Source organism: Streptomyces sp. YIM 121038 (assembly GCF_006088715.1).
Classification (GTDB): Bacteria; Actinomycetota; Actinomycetes; order Streptomycetales; family Streptomycetaceae; genus Streptomyces.
The window spans coordinates 7,252,947-7,270,225 of record NZ_CP030771.1 but is presented as its reverse complement, the minus strand read 5'-3'; the positions used below and the strand labels follow the sequence as shown (position 1 = coordinate 7,270,225).

Here is a 17,279-nt window from a genome sequence, read left to right as displayed (position 1 = left end):
GCCCCCTAGGGCTCGGGCGTCTCGTCCCGCTTGCCGTGGTGGGCCCGGAGGCGGCCCGAGACGTCGTCCGGGGGCAGGAAGCGGGACCAGCGCTCGGGGAACTCCGCGGGCATGTCGGGGTCGTCGGGGTCGTCCTCGGCCCGCGCGGCGGCGGCCCGGGCGATGAGCTCGGCCGCCTTGGCCTCCTTGACCCGGTCCTGCGCGGCCCGCGCCGCCGCCGTCTGGAGCGACGGCCAGACCCGGTCGATCGCCGCGTTGACGGCGGCGCCGACGAGGACGGCGAAGGCGGACACGCCGATCCACAGCAGGACGGCGACGGGCGCCGCCAGGGAGCCGTAGATGGTGGGCCCCTCCACCGTGCTCGTCAGATAGATGCGCAGGAGGAAGCTGCCGAGCACCCACATGCCGAGGGCGATGAGCGCGCCGGGCATGTCCTCCACCCAGGGCGAGCGCACCGGGACGGACACGTGGTAGAGCGTGGTCAGGAAGACGACGGAGAGCAGGATCACCACGGGCCAGTACAGGATCTGCACGACCGTCGTGGAGCCCGGGACCAGCTTCACCACCGCGTCCGGACCGGCCACCATCAGCGGCAGCGCCACCGAGCCGATGACGAGCGCCACGAGGAAGAGCCCGAAGGCGAGCAGCCGGGTCTTGACGATGCCGCGGGCGCCGTCGAGCCCGTACATGACGGTGATGGTGTCGATGAAGACGTTGACGGCGCGGGATCCCGACCACAGGGCGAAGAGGAACCCTATCGAGACGACGTCCGGGCGGCCGACCTTCATGACGTCCTCGAGGATCGGCTGGGCGATCTCGCGCACGCCCTTCTCGGACAGGATCGTGCGGGACGCCTCCAGGATGTTGTTCTCGACGCTCTCGATGGTGTGGGCGCCGGTCCACCGGTCCACGTACGCGAGCAGCCCGATGAGGCTGAGCAGCAGCGGCGGCACGGACAGCAGGGTGAAGAACGCCGCCTCCGCCGCGAGTCCCAGGACGCGGTACTCGATGCAGGAGTTGACGGTGTCCTTCAGGAGCAGCCAGGCGGTCCTGCGCTTGGAGACGTTGCGGTAAAGAGCGCGGGCCCGGTTCCAGCGGCCCGGTGGGCGCCCGGGTGTTTCTTTTGCCTGGTGCACCTCCTTACCGTAGCGGCATGGCAGCCACCACCCACACAGTGACCAACCAGGCTCCGCCCCTGGTGGGATATGACGTCTTCACGTGCGACCGGGCTCTGGCCGAGGGGGTCGAACGTCATCTCGACCCGGCGCTCCTCGACGGCGCCCGCGCGGAGCTCTCGTTGCTCGGGCGCACCGCGGGTTCCGCGCAGGCGCAGGAGTGGGGGACGCTCGCCAACGAGAACCCGCCCGCTCTGCACACGCACGACCGTTATGGGAACCGTGTCGACGAAGTCGCCTTTCACCCGGCGTGGCACCGGCTGCTCGGCAAGGCCGTCGCGGCGGGCCTCACCTCCGCCTGGAGCAGGCCGGGCGGGCACGTGCGGCGCGCGGCCGGGTTCCTGGTGTGGACGCAGGCCGAGGCCGGGCACGGGTGCCCGGTGTCGATGACGCACGCGGCGGTCCCGGCGCTGCGCACCGACCCGGTCCTCGCCGCCGAGTGGGAGCCGCTCCTGACCTCCACCGTGTACGACGAGGGGCTGCGGCCCGCCGCGCAGAAGGCGGGCGCGCTCTTCGGCATGGGAATGACGGAGAAGCAGGGCGGAAGCGACGTCCGCGCGAATACGACGCGCGCGACGGCGCTTTCCGAGGACGGCACGTACGCACTCGTCGGGCACAAGTGGTTCTGTTCCGCCCCCATGTCCGACGGATTCCTGGTGCTCGCCCAAGCGGAATCCGGCCTCACCTGTTTCCTCGTTCCCCGAGTTCTGGCCGACGGTTCACGGAACGCGTTCGCCATTCAGCGTCTGAAGAACAAACTCGGAAACCGCTCCAACGCCTCCGGCGAGGTCGAGTTCGACGGGACCTGGGCGCGGCGGGTCGGGGACGAGGGGCGCGGGGTGCGCACCATCATCGAGATGGTGGCGGCGACCCGGCTCGACTGCGTGATCGGCTCGGCGGCGCTGATGCGCCAGGCCGTGGCGCAGGCCGTGCACCACGCCACGTACCGGGAGGCGTTCGGCGGCAGGCTCGTCGACAAGCCGCTGATGCGCAACGTGCTCGCGGACCTGGCCCTGGAGTCGGAGGCGGCGACGACGCTGGCGCTGCGCCTCGCGGCCGCGTACGACGACGGGAGCGAGCGCGAGCAGGCCTTCCTGCGGCTCGCCGTGCCCGCCGCCAAGTACTGGGTGACCAAGCGGTGCACGCCCCTCGCCGCCGAGGCCCTGGAGTGCCTGGGCGGCAACGGCTACGTGGAGGACTCGGGCCTGCCGAGGCTGCTGCGCGAGTCGCCGCTGAACTCGATCTGGGAGGGCTCGGGCAACGTCCAGGCCCTGGACGTGCTGCGCGCGCTCCAGCGGGAGCCGCTGGCCCTGAACGCGTTCCTGGAGGAGGTGGGCGCGGCCCGCGGCGCCGACCACCGCCTGGACGCGGCGATCAAGAACCTGCTGACCGAGCTCGCCGACCTGGAGGGCGTCGAGGGGCGGGCGCGGCGGCTCGTCGAGCGGATGGCGCTCGTGCTCCAGGGCTCGCTGCTCGTGCGGCACGCGCCGCCCGCCGTGGCGGACGCGTTCTGCGCCTCGCGGCTCGGCGGGGACTGGGGCGCGGCGTTCGGCACGCTGCCGCACAGCCTGGATCTGGGGGCGGTCGTGGAGCGGGCGGCCGTGCACCTCTGACGGGCGGCCGCGGGCCGTCGGGCGGCCCTGTCACGGGGGTGGTGCTGCGCCGACACGGCACCACCCCCGGTCTTCAGGTCCCCGTCGGGACGGGCGCCGCGCCAGGCGGCGTGCTGCCAAGTTTTGGACACCGCACGACTGTTCGCCAGAGTTGCAGGGGGTTGCAACTCCGGTCTTCAACAACATGGCCGAGGCATGTCCTTCGGCCTGCCCCTACGGGCACGATGAGTACGTGTCCCCTCTGTGGGCCTGCTCAAAGAGCGGGAGGAAACCGGTGATGAACACGCACGCCACCTTCGACCTGGAGCGGCTCGCCGCCGCGAACGCCGCCCAGGCCACGCGGGCGATCCTGGAGATGCGGGACGCCCGGATCACGGGGCAGCGCGCCAGGTTCGGGCCCCGGCCCGTCATCGGCGCGTCGTGGGACCGGATGCTGGCGACCGGCGTCGACCCCGAGCGGGACTTCCGCTCGGGCGTCCTGAGCACGGACGAGGTGGAGCGGCGGCGGCAGGCCTCGCCCCTCAGAGCCGTCCTGCCGGTGCTGCGCGAGGGCCTCCTTTCCGTCGCGGACGTGGCGCAGCACATCATGGTGATCGCGGACGCCGACGGGCGGCTGCTGTGGCGCGAGGGCAACAGGTCCGTGCTCAGGATGGCCGACGGGCACGGCTTCGACGTCGGCGCCGACTGGCGCGAGACCGTGGTCGGCACCAACGGCGTGGGCACCTCGATCGTCACCCGGCGCCCCGTCCAGGTCTTCGCCGCCGAGCACTTCGTGCGCTCGCACCACCCGTGGACGTGCACGGGCGCGCCCATCACCGACCCGCGCGACGGGCGGCTGCTCGGCGTCGTCGACATCAGCGGCCCGCTCGACACCATGCACCCGGCGACGCTCGCCCTGGTCTGCTCGGTCGCCAAGCTCGCCGAGGCACGGCTGCGCGAGGGGCATCTGACGGCCCTGGACCGGCTGCGCTCGGTGGCGGCGCCGCTCCTCGCCCGCCTCGACGGGCGCGCGGTGGCGGTGGACCCGCACGGCTGGACCGCGGCGGTCACCGGGATGCCGCCGGTGGACCGGATCACCCTGCCCAAGTCCCTCACGGACGGCCGGGCGTGGCTGCCCTCGCTCGGCCGCTGCGCGGTGGCGCCGCTGCCCGGCGGCTGGCTCCTGCGCGTGGAGGACGACGAGGCCGCCGTGGCCGCCACCTCGGCCACGACCCGGGTGGTGGTGGACGTCAGCGGGGCGCACCGCTGGTCGGTCACCGTCACCGGAAGCGCGGGCTGCTGGACCCACGAACTGTCGCCGCGCCACGCCGAGTTGCTCTATCTGCTCGCCACGCAGCGGGCGGGGCGCAGCGCGGCGGGCCTCGCCGCCGACCTGTTCGGCGACCCCGGCCGCACGGTGACCGTGCGCGCCGAGCTGTCCCGCGTCCGGCGCTATCTGGGCGGCCTCGTGGCGCACCGCCCGTACCGCTTCCACGAGGAGGCGGACGTCGATCTGGTGCTGCCCGACGACGTGACGCGGCTGCTTCCGCACTCCATGGCCCCGGCGGTGATCCGGGCCCGGGCGGGCGCGGTGCCCTGAGGGCGGGGGCGCACCCGCCGCCGCACCCCCGCCGGGGTGACACGAGTCATCGCCATGCCCCGGCCCCGCGCCCGGCCCCTCGTGGCGGCCCCGGCAGGACCCGTGATTCCCTGGCCGCCATGAGCATCACTGTCACCACCTGGTCCCTGGAGCAGACCGCTCCCACCGATCTGCTGCCCGCCGCCGCGCCGGACGGCGACGTACGGATCGTGCGGGCCGAGGTGCCCTCGCCCGAGTTCAGCCGGTTCCTGTACTGCGCCGTCGGCGGTGACATCCAGTGGGTCGACCGCCTCTCGCTCAGCTACGAACAGTGGCGGGAGCATCTGACGCGGCCGGGCGTGGAGACGTGGGTGGCGTACGAGAGGGGCACGCCGGCGGGGTACGTCGAGCTCGACCCGCAGGACGACGGGGCCGTGGAGATCCTCTACTTCGGCCTCGCCCCGGCCTTCCGGGGGCGGCGCATCGGCGGCCACCTCCTGGCGTACGGCGCGGCGCGGGCCTGGGACCTGGCCGAGCGGTGGCCGGAGCGGGCGCCCACGAAGCGGGTGTGGCTGCACACGTGCAGCCTCGACGGCGAGCACGCCATGGACAACTACGTGCGGCGCGGCTTCAAGCTCTTCCGCACGGAGACGGCGGAGCAGCCGGAGCAGCCGACGCCGGGCCCGTGGCCGGGGGCCTACGCGTAGCCGCGCTGGGTGCGCCCCCGCCTTTCGGCGCTCCGCGCCTCGTCCTCAAACGCCGGACGGGCTGAATCGGTGCCGGTTGCGGCTGTGTTTCAGCCCCTCCGGCGTTTGAGGAGCGGGGGTCCGGGGGCGGAGCCCCCAGGAATCGGGAAGGGGCGGGTCCGGGGCGTCCCACGCGGGGCTTGACAGCCCCCCCCCCCGCAGTCCACCATACGAGACAACTTCGTCCACAATGCAGACAGTGGTGGACGGTCCCGAAAGGCGCATGCCAGGCTTTCGCCATGTCTCGAGCTGGAATCGCCTTGGTGAGTCGACGTCACGTCGACCTCGTCCGCGTGTCCAGCGCCATGTGTCCGGCGAGCTGAGAGACCCAGCACCGCCGCTTTCCCTGTACTGACCCCCTCCCCGCGCACCACCGCGCCTTCGCGCGAGTGCGCAGGTCAGAGCCGCTCTCAGTCTGCTGTGAAGGACGTACCCATGGCCACCGACCCGGACCGATCCACGCCTGTCGCACCCCGTCGCAAGGCGGGCCGCCACCGCGGCGAGGGCCAGTGGGCCGCCGGTCACTTCACGCCGCTGAACGGCAACGAGCAGTTCAAGAAGGACGACGACGGTCTCAATGTGCGGACACGCATTGAGACGATCTACGCCAAGCGCGGCTTCCACTCCATCGACCCCAACGACCTGCGCGGCCGGATGCGCTGGTGGGGGCTCTACACCCAGCGCAAGCCCGGGATCGACGGCGGCAAGACCGCGATCCTGGAGCCCGAGGAGCTGGACGACGAGCACTTCATGCTGCGGGTGCGGATCGACGGCGGGCGGCTCACCACCGAGCAGCTGCGCGTCATCGGCGAGATCTCGCAGGAGTTCGCGCGCGGCACCGCCGACATCACCGACCGGCAGAACATCCAGTACCACTGGATCCGCATCGAGGACATGCCGGAGATCTGGCGCCGTCTGGAGGGCGTGGGCCTGTCCACGACGGAGGCCTGCGGCGACACCCCGCGCGTCATCCTGGGCTCGCCCGTCGCGGGGATCGCCGAGGACGAGATCATCGACGGCACGCCCGCGATCGACGAGATCCACCGCCGCATCGTGGGCAACCCGGCCTTCTCGAACCTGCCGCGCAAGTTCAAGTCGGCGATCTCCGGCTCGCCGCTGCTCGACGTGGCGCACGAGATCAACGACATCGCGTTCGTGGGCGTGCGCCACCCCGAGCACGGGCCCGGCTTCGACCTGTGGGTCGGCGGCGGTCTGTCCACCAACCCCAAGATCGGCCAGCGGCTCGGCGCCTGGGTGCCCCTCGACGAGGTGGCGGACGTCTACGAGGGCGTCATCTCGATCTTCCGGGACTACGGCTACCGCAGGCTGCGCACCCGCGCCCGGCTGAAGTTCCTCCTCGCCGACTGGGGCGCCGAGAAGTTCCGCCGGGTCCTGGAGGACGAGTACCTGCTGCGCAAGCTCGTCGACGGGCCCGCGCCCGAGCAGCCCCTGGAGCGCTGGCGCGACCACGTGGGCGTGCACCGGCAGAAGGACGGCACCTATTACGTGGGCTTCGCCCCGCGCGTCGGCCGCGTCGACGGCACCACCCTGACGAAGATCGCCGATCTCGCCGCCGGGCACGGCTCGGGCCGCCTCCGCACCACCGCCGAGCAGAAGATGATCGTCCTCGACGTGGCCGAGGACCAGGTCCCGTCCCTGGTGGCGGGCCTGGAGTCGCTCGACCTCACGGTGCGCCCCTCCCCCTTCCGGCGCGGCACCATGGCCTGCACGGGCATCGAGTTCTGCAAGCTCGCCATCGTCGAGACGAAGGCCCGCGGCGCCTCGCTCATCGACGAACTGGAGCGCCGCATCCCGGACTTCGACGAGCCGATCACCATCAACATCAACGGCTGCCCGAACGCCTGCGCCCGCATCCAGGTCGCCGACATCGGCCTCAAGGGCCAGCTCGTCCTGGACGAGAACGGCGACCAGGTCGAGGGCTTCCAGGTGCACCTGGGCGGCGCCCTCGGCCTGGAGGCCGGGTTCGGCCGCAAGGTGCGCGGCCTGAAGGTGACCTCCGCCGCGCTGCCGGACTACGTGGAGCGGGTGCTCAAGCGCTTCCAGGCGGAGCGCGCGGACGGCGAGCGGTTCGCCACCTGGGCCGCGCGGGCCGACGAGGACGCCCTTTCGTGAGCGCCGCGAGCGAGACGAGGACCACACCATGAGCGAGCGGGCCGCCCCCTTCTACTGCCCCTACTGCGGCGACGAGGACCTGCGTCCAAGTGAGCAGGGCCATGGCGCATGGGAATGCGCGGCGTGCAACCGTGCCTTCCAGCTGAAGTTCCTCGGGTTGCTCACCCGTGGACTCCGGCGCGACGACGGTGGAGAGGCAGCGATATGACGACCATTCGGCAGGTGCCGGCCGACACCCCGGCCGGCGAGCTGAAGGCGCTCGCCGAGCAGGCCGGGCGCGACCTGGAGGACGCCTCCGCCCTGGAGGTCCTCACCTGGGCCACCGACACCTTCGGCGCCCGCTTCTGCGTGACCTCGTCGATGGAGGACGCGGTGGTCGCCCACCTCGCCTCCCGCGCGCGCCCCGGCGTGGACGTGGTGTTCCTCGACACCGGCTACCACTTCCCGGAGACCATCGGCACCCGCGACGCCGTCGAGGCCGTGATGGACGTCAACGTCCTCACCCTGACGCCGGTCCAGACCGTGGCCGAGCAGGACGCCGAGTACGGCCCGCGGCTGCACGACCGCGACCCCGACCTGTGCTGCGCGCTGCGCAAGGTCAAGCCCCTTGAGGACGGTCTGACGCCCTATCTGGCGTGGGCCACGGGGCTGCGCCGCGACGAGTCGCCGAGCCGCGCGCACACGCCCGTCGTCGGCTGGGACGACCGGCGCCGCAAGGTGAAGGTCTCCCCCATCGCCCGCTGGACGCAGGACGACGTGGACGCCTACGTCGCCGAGCACGGCGTGCTGACCAACCCGCTGCTCATGGACGGCTACGGCTCCGTGGGCTGCGCCCCGTGCACCCGGCGCCTCCTCGACGGCGAGGACGCGCGCGCGGGCCGCTGGGCCGGGCGGACCAAGACCGAATGCGGGCTGCACGGATGACCGCCCCCCGACCCGTCCAGGAGACCGACGTGACCGGAGCCACCGTCTGGCTCACCGGCCTGCCGAGCGCGGGCAAGACCACCATCGCGTACGAGCTGGCGCGCACCCTGCGCGAGCGGGGCCGCGCGGTCGAGGTGCTCGACGGCGACGAGATCCGCGAGTTCCTCTCGGCGGGCCTCGGCTTCAGCCGCGCGGACCGCGACACCAACGTGCAGCGCATCGGGTTCGTCGCCGAGCTGCTCGCCCGCAACGGCGTGCTCGCGCTCGTCCCCGTGATCGCCCCGTTCGCGGACAGCCGCGAGGCGGTGCGCAAGCGCCACCAGTCGGGCGGCACCGCCTACTTGGAGGTGCACGTCGCCACGCCCGTGGAGGTGTGCTCCGTACGCGACGTGAAGGGCCTGTACGCCAAGCAGGCCGCGGGCGAGCTGTCCGGGCTCACCGGCGTCGACGACCCGTACGAGGAGCCCGAGTCGCCCGACCTGCGCGTGGAGTCCCAGGACCAGACGGTGCGGCAGTCCGCGGCGGCCGTCCTGGAGCTCCTGACGGAGCGGGGTGTCGTATGAGCGCGCCGACGACGGCCGCCCGGCCGCTGCCGACGACGCCCGCACCCGTGCGCCGCGCGGGCGCAGAAGCCGCGGGCGCAGGAGCCAACGAGAGGGTCACCGCATGACGACCGCCGCCACGACCGAGGACGCGTCGCAGCCCGAGCGGGCCCCGGCCGCCCAGGAGGCCGAGGGGCCCTACGCGCTCAGCCACCTGGACGCCCTGGAGTCCGAGGCCGTCCACATCTTCCGTGAGGTGGCGGGCGAGTTCGAGCGGCCGGTGATCCTGTTCTCCGGCGGCAAGGACTCCATCGTCATGCTGCATCTGGCGCTGAAGGCCTTCGCCCCGGCCGCGGTGCCCTTCTCGCTGCTCCACGTCGACACCGGGCACAACTTCCCCGAGGTCATCGCGTACCGCGACCGCGTGGTCGCCGCGCACCGGCTCCGGTTGCACGTGGCGTCCGTACAGGACTACATCGACCGCGGCGTGCTCAAGGAGCGCCCCGACGGCACTCGCAACCCGCTCCAGACGCTGCCGCTGACGGAGAAGATCGCCGCCGAGCGCTTCGACGCGGTCTTCGGCGGCGGCCGCCGCGACGAGGAGAAGGCCCGCGCCAAGGAGCGGGTGTTCTCGCTGCGGGACGAGTTCTCGCAGTGGGACCCGCGCCGCCAGCGGCCCGAGCTGTGGCAGCTCTACAACGGCCGGCACGCCCCGGGCGAGCACGTGCGCGTCTTCCCGCTGTCCAACTGGACCGAGCTGGACGTGTGGCAGTACATCGCCCGCGAGGGGATCGAGCTGCCCGAGATCTACTTCGCCCACGAGCGCCCGGTGTTCCTGCGCGGCGGCATGTGGCTGACCGCCGGTGACTGGGGCGGCCCCAAGGACGGCGAGGCCGTCGAGACCCGCCGGGTCCGCTACCGCACCGTCGGCGACATGTCCTGCACCGGGGCCGTCGACTCCGACGCGAGCACCCTCGACGCCGTCATCGCCGAGATCGCGGCGTCCCGGCTCACCGAGCGCGGCGCGACCCGGGCCGACGACAAGCTCTCCGAGGCCGCGATGGAAGACCGCAAGCGCGAAGGGTACTTCTAACCATGACCAGCACCACCGCGGGCCGGCTTGCCGGGCCCTTCGCCACCACCCTGCTGCGCTTCGCCACCGCGGGCTCCGTCGACGACGGCAAGTCCACGCTGGTCGGCCGCCTCCTGCACGACTCCAAGTCGGTCCTCGCCGACCAGCTGGAGGCCGTCGAGCACGCCTCGCGCAGCCGCGGCGCCGAGGGGCCCGACCTGGCGCTGCTCACCGACGGCCTGCGGGCCGAGCGCGAGCAGGGCATCACCATCGACGTGGCGTACCGCTACTTCGCGACCCCGCGCCGCCGGTTCATCCTGGCCGACACGCCGGGCCACGTGCAGTACACCCGCAACATGGTCACCGGCGCCTCCACCGCCGACCTCGCCGTGGTCCTGGTCGACGCCCGCAACGGCGTGATCGAGCAGACCCGCCGCCACGCCGCGGTGGCCGCGCTCCTGCGCGTGCCGCACGTGGTGCTCGCGGTGAACAAGATGGACCTCGTCGCGTACGCGGAGCCCGTCTTCGCGAAGATCGCCGAGGAGTTCACCGCGTACGCCACGGAGCTGGGCGTCCCCGAGGTCACCGCGATCCCGATCTCGGCGCTCGCCGGGGACAACGTGGTGGAGCCGTCCGCGACCATGGACTGGTACGACGGCCCGACCGTCCTTGAGCACCTGGAGACCGTGCCGGTCAGCCACGACCTGACGGGCTGCCACGCGCGCCTCCCGGTGCAGTACGTGATCCGGCCGCAGACCGCCGAGCACCCCGACTACCGCGGCTACGCGGGGCAGATCGCCGCGGGCACGTTCCGCGTCGGCGACGAGGTGACGGTGCTGCCGTCGGGGCGCACCACGAAGGTCGCGGGCATCGATCTCCTGGGCAGGCCGGTGGACGTGGCGTGGACGCCGCAGTCCGTGACCGTGCTCCTGGAGGACGACCTCGACATCTCACGTGGTGACATGCTCGTCCCGAGCAGTGATACGCCGACGACCACCCAGGACATCGCCGCCACCGTCTGCCACGTCGCCGACACGCCCTTGCGCGTGGGCCAGCGGGTGCTGCTCAAGCACACCACCCGTACGGTCAAGGCGATCGTGAAGCAGATCCCGTCCCGGCTCACCCTGGACGACCTGTCGCAGCATCCGAACCCGGGGCTCCTCGCCGCCAACGACATCGGCCGCGTCCTGGTGCGCACCGCCGAGCCGCTGGCGCTCGACGCGTACGCCGACTCGCGCCGCACCGGCTCCTTCCTCCTGATCGACCCGGCGGACGGCACGACGCTCGCCGCCGGGATGGCGGGCGAGGCCTTCGCCAGGGCCGAGGCGCCCGCGTCGGCCACGGACGACGAAGAAGGGTGGGATTTCTGACCGTGTCCTCTCCCGATGTCTTCTCGACCTTCGCGAAGGAGGGCGGCCGCGTGGGCAGCGGCGCCCTCGGCGCGGGGTCCGGCGGCGTCACGCGATGTGTGCGATGACGTACGCGCACCGCTCGCGCGCCCTCACCCCCCGCCGTCCCTTCGCACGCAGACGAAGATCCGCCGACATCCACCCGGCCGCACCCTGAACCGTGCTTCCGCCGGGCCAACGAGAGGAACCCCTCCCGTGCCAGCCATCCGCACCTCCTCCGGTCCCCTTTCTCCCCGCCCGCGCCGCTCCGGCCTGCTGACCGCCGTCGCCGCGCTCCCCCTGCTCGCGCTCACACTCTCCGCCTGCGGATACGGCTCGGACTCCGACAAGGACGACGACGGCAAGGCGAAGATCGCCGCCGACGCGAAGAAGATCGAGGGGCTGGACGAGGTGAAGATCGGCTACTTCCCGAACCTCACCCACGGCACGGCGCTCGTCGGCGACCACGAGGGCCTGTTCCAGAAGGAGCTGGGCGCCACCAAGGCGTCGTACTCCCAGTTCAACGCGGGTCCCTCGGAGATCGAGGCGCTCAACTCCAAGTCCATCGACATCGGCTGGATCGGCCCGTCGCCCGCCATCAACGGCTACACCAAGTCCAACGGCGAGAACCTGCGCATCATCGGCGGTTCGGCGTCCGGCGGCGTGAAGCTCGTGGTGAACCCCAAGAAGATCAAGACCCTGGACGACATCAAGGGCAAGAAGATCGCCACCCCGCAGCTCGGCAACACCCAGGACGTGGCCTTCCTGAACTGGATCAAGGAGAAGGGCTGGAAGGTCGACGCCCAGAGCGGCAAGGGCGACGTCTCCGTGGTCCGCACCGACAACAAGATCACCCCGGACGCCTACAAGTCCGGCTCCGTCGACGGCGCCTGGGTGCCGGAGCCGACCGCGTCCAAGCTGGTGGCCGAGGGCGCGAAGGTGCTCCTCGACGAGGCCGACCTGTGGCCCGGCAAGAAGTTCGTGATCACGAACGTCATCGTGCGCCAGCAGTTCCTCAAGGACCACCCGAAGGTCGTCGAGGCCGTGCTGCGGGGCGCGGTGAAGGCGAACCAGTTCATCAAGGACAACCCGGCCAAGGCCAAGGCCGCCGCCAACGCCAAGCTGAAGCAGCACTCCGGCAAGGAACTGCCCGCGCAGGTCCTCGACCCGGCCTGGAAGTCGATCCAGTTCACCAACGACCCGCTGGCGGCGACGCTCGACACCGAGGCCGAGCACGCCGTGAAGGCGGGCCTCCTGGAACAGCCCGACCTCAAGGGCATCTACGACCTGGGCCCGCTCAACAAGGTCCTGAAGGCGGCGGGCGAGCCCGCGGTCGACGACGCCGGCCTCGGCGTCAAGTAACCCGACATCGCCCACAGTTCAGGTTCTCAGGAGGTGACGACCATGGGCACGACGCTGGCCAAGGCACCGCGGGGCGCCGCACGGGCCTCGCACACCACGGACGCGGGCGGGGTCGCCGCGCGCATCGAGCACGTCTCGAAGTCCTTCGCCACACCGGCGGGGCAGCAGCTCGTCCTGGACGACATCACGCTGGACGTCGGCCAGGGCGAGTTCGTCACCCTCCTGGGGGCCTCGGGCTGCGGGAAGTCGACGCTGCTCAACCTCGTGGCCGGGCTCGACCGGCCGAGCGCGGGCAGCATCGGCACCGACGGCCGCCCGGCCCTGATGTTCCAGGAGCACGCCCTGTTCCCGTGGCTGACCGCGGGCAAGAACATCGAGCTCGCCCTGAAGCTGAGCGGCCTCGCCAAGGCCGAACGCCGCTCCAGGGCCGAGGAGTTGCTGACCCTCGTCCGGCTCGAGGGCGCGTACGGCAAGCGCGTGCACGAGCTGTCCGGCGGCATGCGCCAGCGGGTCGCGCTTGCCCGCGCGCTCGCCCAGGACAGCAAGCTGCTCCTCATGGACGAGCCGTTCGCGGCGCTCGACGCCATCACCCGGGACGTGCTGCACGACGAGCTGACCCGGATCTGGCGCGAGACCGGCGTCTCGGTCCTGTTCGTCACCCACAACGTCCGCGAGGCGGTACGGCTCGCCCAGCGCGTGGTCCTGCTGTCCTCGCGGCCCGGCCGGGTGGCGCGGGAGTGGACCGTCGGCATCGAGCAGCCGCGCCGCATCGACGACACGGCCGTGGCCGAGCTGTCCGTCGAGATCACCGAAGAACTGCGTGGGGAGATCCGCCGCCATGGGCAGCACTGACACGACGACTCCCGCTCCGCACAAGAGCGACCGGCCGGACACCCACGACCTGGCGGGCCTGGAGGCGGGTCTCGACGCCCTGGACACCGTCCAGACGCGGCGCGCCCCGCTGCGCGAGACGCTGGTGCAGAAGGTCCTGCCGCCGGTCACGGCGATCCTGCTCGTCCTCGTGGTCTGGCAGATCCTCGTCTGGGCGGAGGTGACCGACAGCTACAAGCTGCCCTCGCCGGACGCGGTGTGGCGGGAGGTCGAGCTCGCCTGGCAGCAGGGCACCCTGCTCGACTACATCTGGACGTCCGTCTCGCGCGGCATGCTCGGCTTCCTCATGGCGCTGGTCATCGGCACACCGCTCGGCCTGCTCGTGGCGCGCGTCCGCTTCGTCCGGGCGGCCATCGGCCCGGTCCTGTCGGGGCTCCAGTCGCTGCCGTCCGTGGCGTGGGTGCCCCCGGCGGTGATCTGGCTCGGCCTCAACGACAAGATGATGTACGCGGTGATCCTGCTCGGCGCCGTGCCGTCGATCGCCAACGGCCTGGTCGCGGGCGTGGACCAGGTGCCGCCGCTGTTCCTGCGGGCGGGCCGCACGCTCGGCGCCACCGGGCTCCGCGGGACCTGGCACATCGTCATGCCCGCCGCGCTGCCCGGGTATCTGGCGGGTCTGAAGCAGGGCTGGGCGTTCTCCTGGCGGTCGCTGATGGCCGCCGAGATCATCGCGCAGTCGCCGGACCTCGGGATGGGTCTCGGCCAGCTCCTGGAGGCGGGCCGCACCAACAGCAGCATGTCGCAGGTCTTCCTCGCCATCCTGCTGATCCTGATCGTCGGCATCGCCATCGACCTGCTGATTTTCAGCCCGCTGGAGCGGTGGGTCCTGCGCAGCCGCGGCCTGTTGGTGAAGTGATCACGATGCACACCGCCGCCTCCCCCGCACTCCTGGTCATCGCCCACGGCAGCCGCGATCCGCGGCACGCCGCGACGGTGCGCGCGCTGGTGCGCCGCGTACGGACGCTGCGCCCGGGGCTGCGGGTGGAGGTCGGCTTCCTCGACTTCGACGCCCCCGCCGTGCCGGACGTCCTCGCGGCCCTGGCCGCCGCCGGCGTGCGCGACGTCGTCGCCCAGCCGCTCCTGCTGACCCGCGCCTTCCACGCGAAGGCCGACATCCCCGCCGTGCTCCGCGCGGCCCCGGCCGGGATGCGGGTGCGGCAGGCGGGGGTGCTCGGCCCCTCGCCGCTGCTGCTCACCGCGCTCGAACAGCGGCTGTACGAGGCGGGGCTCGACCCCGCCGACAAGGACACGACCGGGGTGGTCCTCGCCTCGGCCGGCTCCACGGACCCGGAGGCGATCGCAGTGATCGCTGACATCGCGCGGGAGTGGCGGCGTACCGGTTGGTGCGCCGTGCGGCCTGCGTTCGCCTCCGCGGCACTGCCCCCCACCGGGCGGGCCGTCCACCTCCTGCGGGGCGTGCCCGGGGTGCGGCGGGTGGCCGTCGCTCCCTATGTACTGGCTCCCGGGTTCCTGCCCGACCGGATCGCTCGCGGTGCCGCCGAGGCCGATGTTCTCGGCGGGGTTCTGGGGGACTCGCCGTTCGTCGCCCGGGTGCTCCTCGAACGGTTCGACGCGTGCCGTCGCTTCGCGACGGATCTCGCCCACCCGTCCACCCGGGCGGGGCACCTCGCGACAGGGCTGCTGGCCCTGCCCGCCGTCGGCTAGCGGCCCCTCAGGGTGCCGAGGGCCGCGTACAGGTCACGCAGCACCCCCTCGCCGCGCCCCTCGGCGGCGGGCGGGTCTCCGTGGTGGTCATGGCGGAAACCCCAGCCAGGGGTGGCGCAGTGGAATGGTCCACTTTCAGGGGAGTTTCCTGGGCCGATCACGACCCGGTCCGGCGACCCGGCGCCCCAGCCGAGCGGCCCAGCCCAGCGCAGCGGCCCGGCGCCCCCGGCCACACAGCCCCCCCGCCTCTGGACCTTGCCCCAAGGGCAGACCTCAGCCTGTCCGCCATGGACAGCGACTACCTGACACACAGCCCGTACAGCACCCCCGGCCCCCACCTCGAAGCCCTGCTCGGCCCGGACCCGCTGCCCCGCTCCCCCGAGGCCCTCGCCGCCCTGGTGCGGGGCGTGCTGCTGCACCGCGAGGAGCGGGAGACCTGCGGCTGGACGGTGCCCGACGAGCGGCTGCACGGGGACGCCGAGTCCCGGTACGTCACGGAGATCCTGCGCATCCTGCGCGAGCGCGGCGACACCCCGCTCGCCCAGGAGCGCGAGCCCGCGGCGCGGTTCGTCGCCACCTGCCGGGACTTCGCGCTGCTGCTGTGCGCGCTGCTGCGCGAGACCGGCACCCCGGCGCGGCTCAGGGGCGGCTACGGCACGTACTTCCAGGCGGGGTTCCACGACAACCACTGGGTGACGGAGTACTGGCGGGAGGGGCGCGGCTGGGTCCTCGCCGACCCGCAGGTGTACGGCGACCTGCACGACACGGCGTTCGACCCGATGGACGTGCCGCGCGACGCGTTCCTGGTGGCCGGGGACGCCTGGCGGGCGTGCCGGGAGGGGCGCGCGGACCCGGAGGCCTTCGGCGTGTTCACCGTGCCCGAGATCAAGGGCCTCGGGCTCGTGCGCGCCGACGTGGTGGCCGACCTCGCCGCGCTCGGCGGCACGGAGCCGCTGCCGTGGGACGGCTGGGGGCTGATGGAGAAGGACGAGGCGGAGGTCACGGCGGCGGACCTCGCGCTGCTCGACGCCGTCGCCGCCGTCACCTCGGCTGCCGGGCACGCCCCGGCTCCGGAGCGGCCCGACGCCGTGCGGCGGCTGCTCGCCGATCCGCGGCTCGCGGTGCCCGCCGAGATCGTCTCGCACACGACCTACTGCGGCGTCCGCACGGTCACGCTGCCGCGCGCGGCGTGAGCGCCTGCCCCTTCACCCCTGGCCGCCCGGCTCGGAGGGCGTGAACGGCGTGCCCTGGTGGAACCAGAGCAGCCAGCCCTCGCCCGTGCGCCGCCACAGCGAACTGCGGTGCACCAGACGGCCGTTGCTTTCGGTGTCGAAGGTCAGGTGCACCAGGTCGTCGGCGAGCTGCACGCCCCGCATGCGGGAGGTCGTGACGGGCCGGGCGCCGGGCTCGGGGCTCGCGGTGAGGACCCGGACGATCGACGCCCGGTCCCAGCGCGCGCCCGAGGCGCCGAACTCGGTGAACTCGGGGTGCAGCAGATCGCCGAACAGCTGGGGCGAGGCGCGCACCTCGGGGTCGAGCAGGCGCAGCTCGTTCTCGATGGCCGCCTCCACGGCGGGCGAGCGGTCGGTCATCGGCCGGCCCCCGGGGCCTCGGTCAGCTCCGCGAGCTTGGTGACGGTGTTCCAGTTGCGGGTGGTGGCGGTAAGGCCCTTGGTGAGGGCGGGGCGCCCCAGGGCCTCGCCGAGCCGGGAGCGGCCGAGCCCTTCGGGCGCGTAGAGGTACAGGGCGCGCTCGCCGATGCGGAACTCCTCCGGCAGGAAGCCCGCTTGGTCGAGCGCGGCGAAGCGGGCGGCGTCCACGGGCCCGGAGAAGTACGTGACGTGCAGCTGCTTGCCTTCGAGGTCGGCGGCGGGGAAGGGGCAGGCGTCGACCACCGCCCGCAGATACGCGTGGTCGCGCACCAGCAGGTCCACGCCGAAGCCGAACTCCTGCTCCAGGGCCGCCGCGAGCTCGGCCGCGAGGACGTCCTCGTCGCCGTGGTCCGCCGCGAACACCGCGTTCCCGCTCTGCAGGTACGTCCGTACGCCGGTGAGCCCGAGCCCTTCGAGGAGCGCGCGCAACCGGGCCATCGGCACTTTCCTGCTGCCGCCCACGTTCACGCCGCGAAGGAGCGCCGCGTAGATCTTCGTCGCCATGCGCACACGATAAGGCGGCCGCCGCGCCCCGTGGGGGTGGGCACGACGGCCGCCG

18 protein-coding genes are annotated in these 17,279 nt (G+C 72.7%); 15 read left to right on the top strand and 3 right to left on the bottom strand.

What is annotated here, in order from left to right:
- Positions 1 to 5: 5 nt before the first annotated feature.
- A complete protein-coding gene (locus tag C9F11_RS31275; RefSeq protein WP_138962397.1) occupies positions 6 to 1,136 on the bottom strand; it encodes a YihY/virulence factor BrkB family protein in 1,131 nt (376 codons plus the stop codon).
- Between the two features lie 17 nt (positions 1,137 to 1,153).
- Between C9F11_RS31275 and C9F11_RS31270 the strand changes: the two genes are divergently transcribed.
- The 15 genes from C9F11_RS31270 to C9F11_RS31200 all read left to right on the top strand — a co-directional run bounded on the left by C9F11_RS31270 (position 1,154) and on the right by C9F11_RS31200 (position 16,262).
- Entirely contained in the window at positions 1,154 to 2,788 is a 1,635-nt protein-coding gene (locus tag C9F11_RS31270; RefSeq protein ID WP_138962396.1) for an acyl-CoA dehydrogenase family protein, read from the top strand.
- A gap of 277 nt (positions 2,789 to 3,065) precedes the next feature.
- Complete coding sequence (locus tag C9F11_RS31265) at positions 3,066 to 4,367, top strand: GAF domain-containing protein (protein ID WP_138962395.1); 1,302 nt, start codon at positions 3,066 to 3,068, stop codon at positions 4,365 to 4,367.
- A 119-nt stretch (positions 4,368 to 4,486) separates the two neighbouring features.
- A complete protein-coding gene (locus C9F11_RS31260) occupies positions 4,487 to 5,053 on the top strand; it encodes a GNAT family N-acetyltransferase (protein WP_138962394.1) in 567 nt (188 codons plus the stop codon).
- Between the two features lie 278 nt (positions 5,054 to 5,331).
- On the top strand, positions 5,332 to 5,415 hold the full coding sequence (locus C9F11_RS49980; protein WP_318783855.1) for a putative leader peptide: 84 nt from the start codon (positions 5,332 to 5,334) through the stop codon (positions 5,413 to 5,415).
- Positions 5,416 to 5,527: 112 nt separating this feature from the next.
- Positions 5,528 to 7,225, top strand: a complete 1,698-nt coding sequence (locus tag C9F11_RS31250) for a nitrite/sulfite reductase (RefSeq protein ID WP_138962392.1) — start codon at positions 5,528 to 5,530, stop codon at positions 7,223 to 7,225.
- 28 nt (positions 7,226 to 7,253) lie between these two features.
- Positions 7,254 to 7,433 (top strand): hypothetical protein, encoded by a 180-nt coding sequence (locus C9F11_RS31245; RefSeq protein ID WP_138962391.1) that lies wholly within the window; start codon positions 7,254 to 7,256, stop codon positions 7,431 to 7,433.
- Complete coding sequence (locus tag C9F11_RS31240; protein WP_138962390.1) at positions 7,430 to 8,149, top strand: phosphoadenylyl-sulfate reductase; 720 nt, start codon at positions 7,430 to 7,432, stop codon at positions 8,147 to 8,149. Before C9F11_RS31245 ends, C9F11_RS31240 begins: the two co-directional genes overlap by 4 nt.
- Positions 8,131 to 8,712: an adenylyl-sulfate kinase gene (gene cysC, locus C9F11_RS31235; protein WP_171075884.1), complete on the top strand. Its 582-nt coding sequence runs from the start codon at positions 8,131 to 8,133 to the stop codon at positions 8,710 to 8,712. The genes C9F11_RS31240 and cysC overlap by 19 nt, the downstream gene beginning before the upstream one ends.
- Before the next feature lie 103 nt (positions 8,713 to 8,815).
- Positions 8,816 to 9,784 (top strand): sulfate adenylyltransferase subunit CysD, encoded by a 969-nt coding sequence (gene cysD, locus C9F11_RS31230; RefSeq protein ID WP_138962388.1) that lies wholly within the window; start codon positions 8,816 to 8,818, stop codon positions 9,782 to 9,784.
- A 2-nt stretch (positions 9,785 to 9,786) separates the two neighbouring features.
- Positions 9,787 to 11,133: a GTP-binding protein gene (locus tag C9F11_RS31225; protein ID WP_138962387.1), complete on the top strand. Its 1,347-nt coding sequence runs from the start codon at positions 9,787 to 9,789 to the stop codon at positions 11,131 to 11,133.
- A 234-nt stretch (positions 11,134 to 11,367) separates the two neighbouring features.
- Positions 11,368 to 12,513 (top strand): aliphatic sulfonate ABC transporter substrate-binding protein, encoded by a 1,146-nt coding sequence (locus C9F11_RS31220; RefSeq protein ID WP_249401946.1) that lies wholly within the window; start codon positions 11,368 to 11,370, stop codon positions 12,511 to 12,513.
- 42 nt (positions 12,514 to 12,555) lie between these two features.
- Positions 12,556 to 13,365: an ABC transporter ATP-binding protein gene (locus C9F11_RS31215; protein ID WP_249401945.1), complete on the top strand. Its 810-nt coding sequence runs from the start codon at positions 12,556 to 12,558 to the stop codon at positions 13,363 to 13,365.
- Complete coding sequence (locus C9F11_RS31210; RefSeq protein WP_138962386.1) at positions 13,352 to 14,260, top strand: ABC transporter permease; 909 nt, start codon at positions 13,352 to 13,354, stop codon at positions 14,258 to 14,260. Before C9F11_RS31215 ends, C9F11_RS31210 begins: the two co-directional genes overlap by 14 nt.
- A 5-nt stretch (positions 14,261 to 14,265) precedes the next feature.
- Complete coding sequence (locus C9F11_RS31205; protein ID WP_138962385.1) at positions 14,266 to 15,069, top strand: sirohydrochlorin chelatase; 804 nt, start codon at positions 14,266 to 14,268, stop codon at positions 15,067 to 15,069.
- Positions 15,070 to 15,356: 287 nt separating this feature from the next.
- Positions 15,357 to 16,262 carry a transglutaminase-like domain-containing protein gene (locus tag C9F11_RS31200; protein WP_138962384.1) on the top strand — a complete coding sequence of 302 codons (906 nt, stop codon included), beginning with the start codon at positions 15,357 to 15,359 and terminating at the stop codon, positions 16,260 to 16,262.
- Positions 16,263 to 16,274: 12 nt separating this feature from the next.
- On the opposite strand, the gene C9F11_RS31195 is transcribed toward C9F11_RS31200, so the two are convergent.
- Both C9F11_RS31195 and C9F11_RS31190 read right to left on the bottom strand, forming a co-directional pair.
- The gene (locus C9F11_RS31195) at positions 16,275 to 16,661 is read right to left on the bottom strand and encodes a DUF4440 domain-containing protein (protein WP_138962383.1); all 387 of its coding nucleotides are present in this window, start codon (positions 16,659 to 16,661) and stop codon (positions 16,275 to 16,277) included.
- Positions 16,658 to 17,224 (bottom strand): DUF1697 domain-containing protein, encoded by a 567-nt coding sequence (locus C9F11_RS31190; RefSeq protein WP_138962382.1) that lies wholly within the window; start codon positions 17,222 to 17,224, stop codon positions 16,658 to 16,660. Before C9F11_RS31190 ends, C9F11_RS31195 begins: the two co-directional genes overlap by 4 nt.
- Positions 17,225 to 17,279: the final 55 nt, after the last annotated feature.

Excerpts from the sequence above, each read along its gene's own strand:
- C9F11_RS31240 (WP_138962390.1), top strand. The coding sequence starts at position 7,430 with ATGACGACCATTCGGCAGGTGCCGGCCGACACCCCGGCCGGCGAGCTG.
- C9F11_RS31210 (WP_138962386.1), top strand. The coding sequence starts at position 13,352 with ATGGGCAGCACTGACACGACGACTCCCGCTCCGCACAAGAGCGACCGG.
- C9F11_RS31225 (WP_138962387.1), top strand. The coding sequence starts at position 9,787 with ATGACCAGCACCACCGCGGGCCGGCTTGCCGGGCCCTTCGCCACCACC.
- cysD (WP_138962388.1), top strand. The coding sequence starts at position 8,816 with ATGACGACCGCCGCCACGACCGAGGACGCGTCGCAGCCCGAGCGGGCC.
- C9F11_RS49980 (WP_318783855.1), top strand. The coding sequence starts at position 5,332 with ATGTCTCGAGCTGGAATCGCCTTGGTGAGTCGACGTCACGTCGACCTC.
- C9F11_RS31270 (WP_138962396.1), top strand. The coding sequence starts at position 1,154 with ATGGCAGCCACCACCCACACAGTGACCAACCAGGCTCCGCCCCTGGTG.
- C9F11_RS31190 (WP_138962382.1), bottom strand. The coding sequence starts at position 17,224 with ATGGCGACGAAGATCTACGCGGCGCTCCTTCGCGGCGTGAACGTGGGC.
- C9F11_RS31205 (WP_138962385.1), top strand. The coding sequence starts at position 14,266 with ATGCACACCGCCGCCTCCCCCGCACTCCTGGTCATCGCCCACGGCAGC.
- C9F11_RS31195 (WP_138962383.1), bottom strand. The coding sequence starts at position 16,661 with ATGACCGACCGCTCGCCCGCCGTGGAGGCGGCCATCGAGAACGAGCTG.
- C9F11_RS31260 (WP_138962394.1), top strand. The coding sequence starts at position 4,487 with ATGAGCATCACTGTCACCACCTGGTCCCTGGAGCAGACCGCTCCCACC.
- C9F11_RS31200 (WP_138962384.1), top strand. The coding sequence starts at position 15,357 with ATGGACAGCGACTACCTGACACACAGCCCGTACAGCACCCCCGGCCCC.
- C9F11_RS31250 (WP_138962392.1), top strand. The coding sequence starts at position 5,528 with ATGGCCACCGACCCGGACCGATCCACGCCTGTCGCACCCCGTCGCAAG.
- C9F11_RS31215 (WP_249401945.1), top strand. The coding sequence starts at position 12,556 with ATGGGCACGACGCTGGCCAAGGCACCGCGGGGCGCCGCACGGGCCTCG.
- cysC (WP_171075884.1), top strand. The coding sequence starts at position 8,131 with ATGCGGGCTGCACGGATGACCGCCCCCCGACCCGTCCAGGAGACCGAC.
- C9F11_RS31265 (WP_138962395.1), top strand. The coding sequence starts at position 3,066 with ATGAACACGCACGCCACCTTCGACCTGGAGCGGCTCGCCGCCGCGAAC.
- C9F11_RS31245 (WP_138962391.1), top strand. The coding sequence starts at position 7,254 with ATGAGCGAGCGGGCCGCCCCCTTCTACTGCCCCTACTGCGGCGACGAG.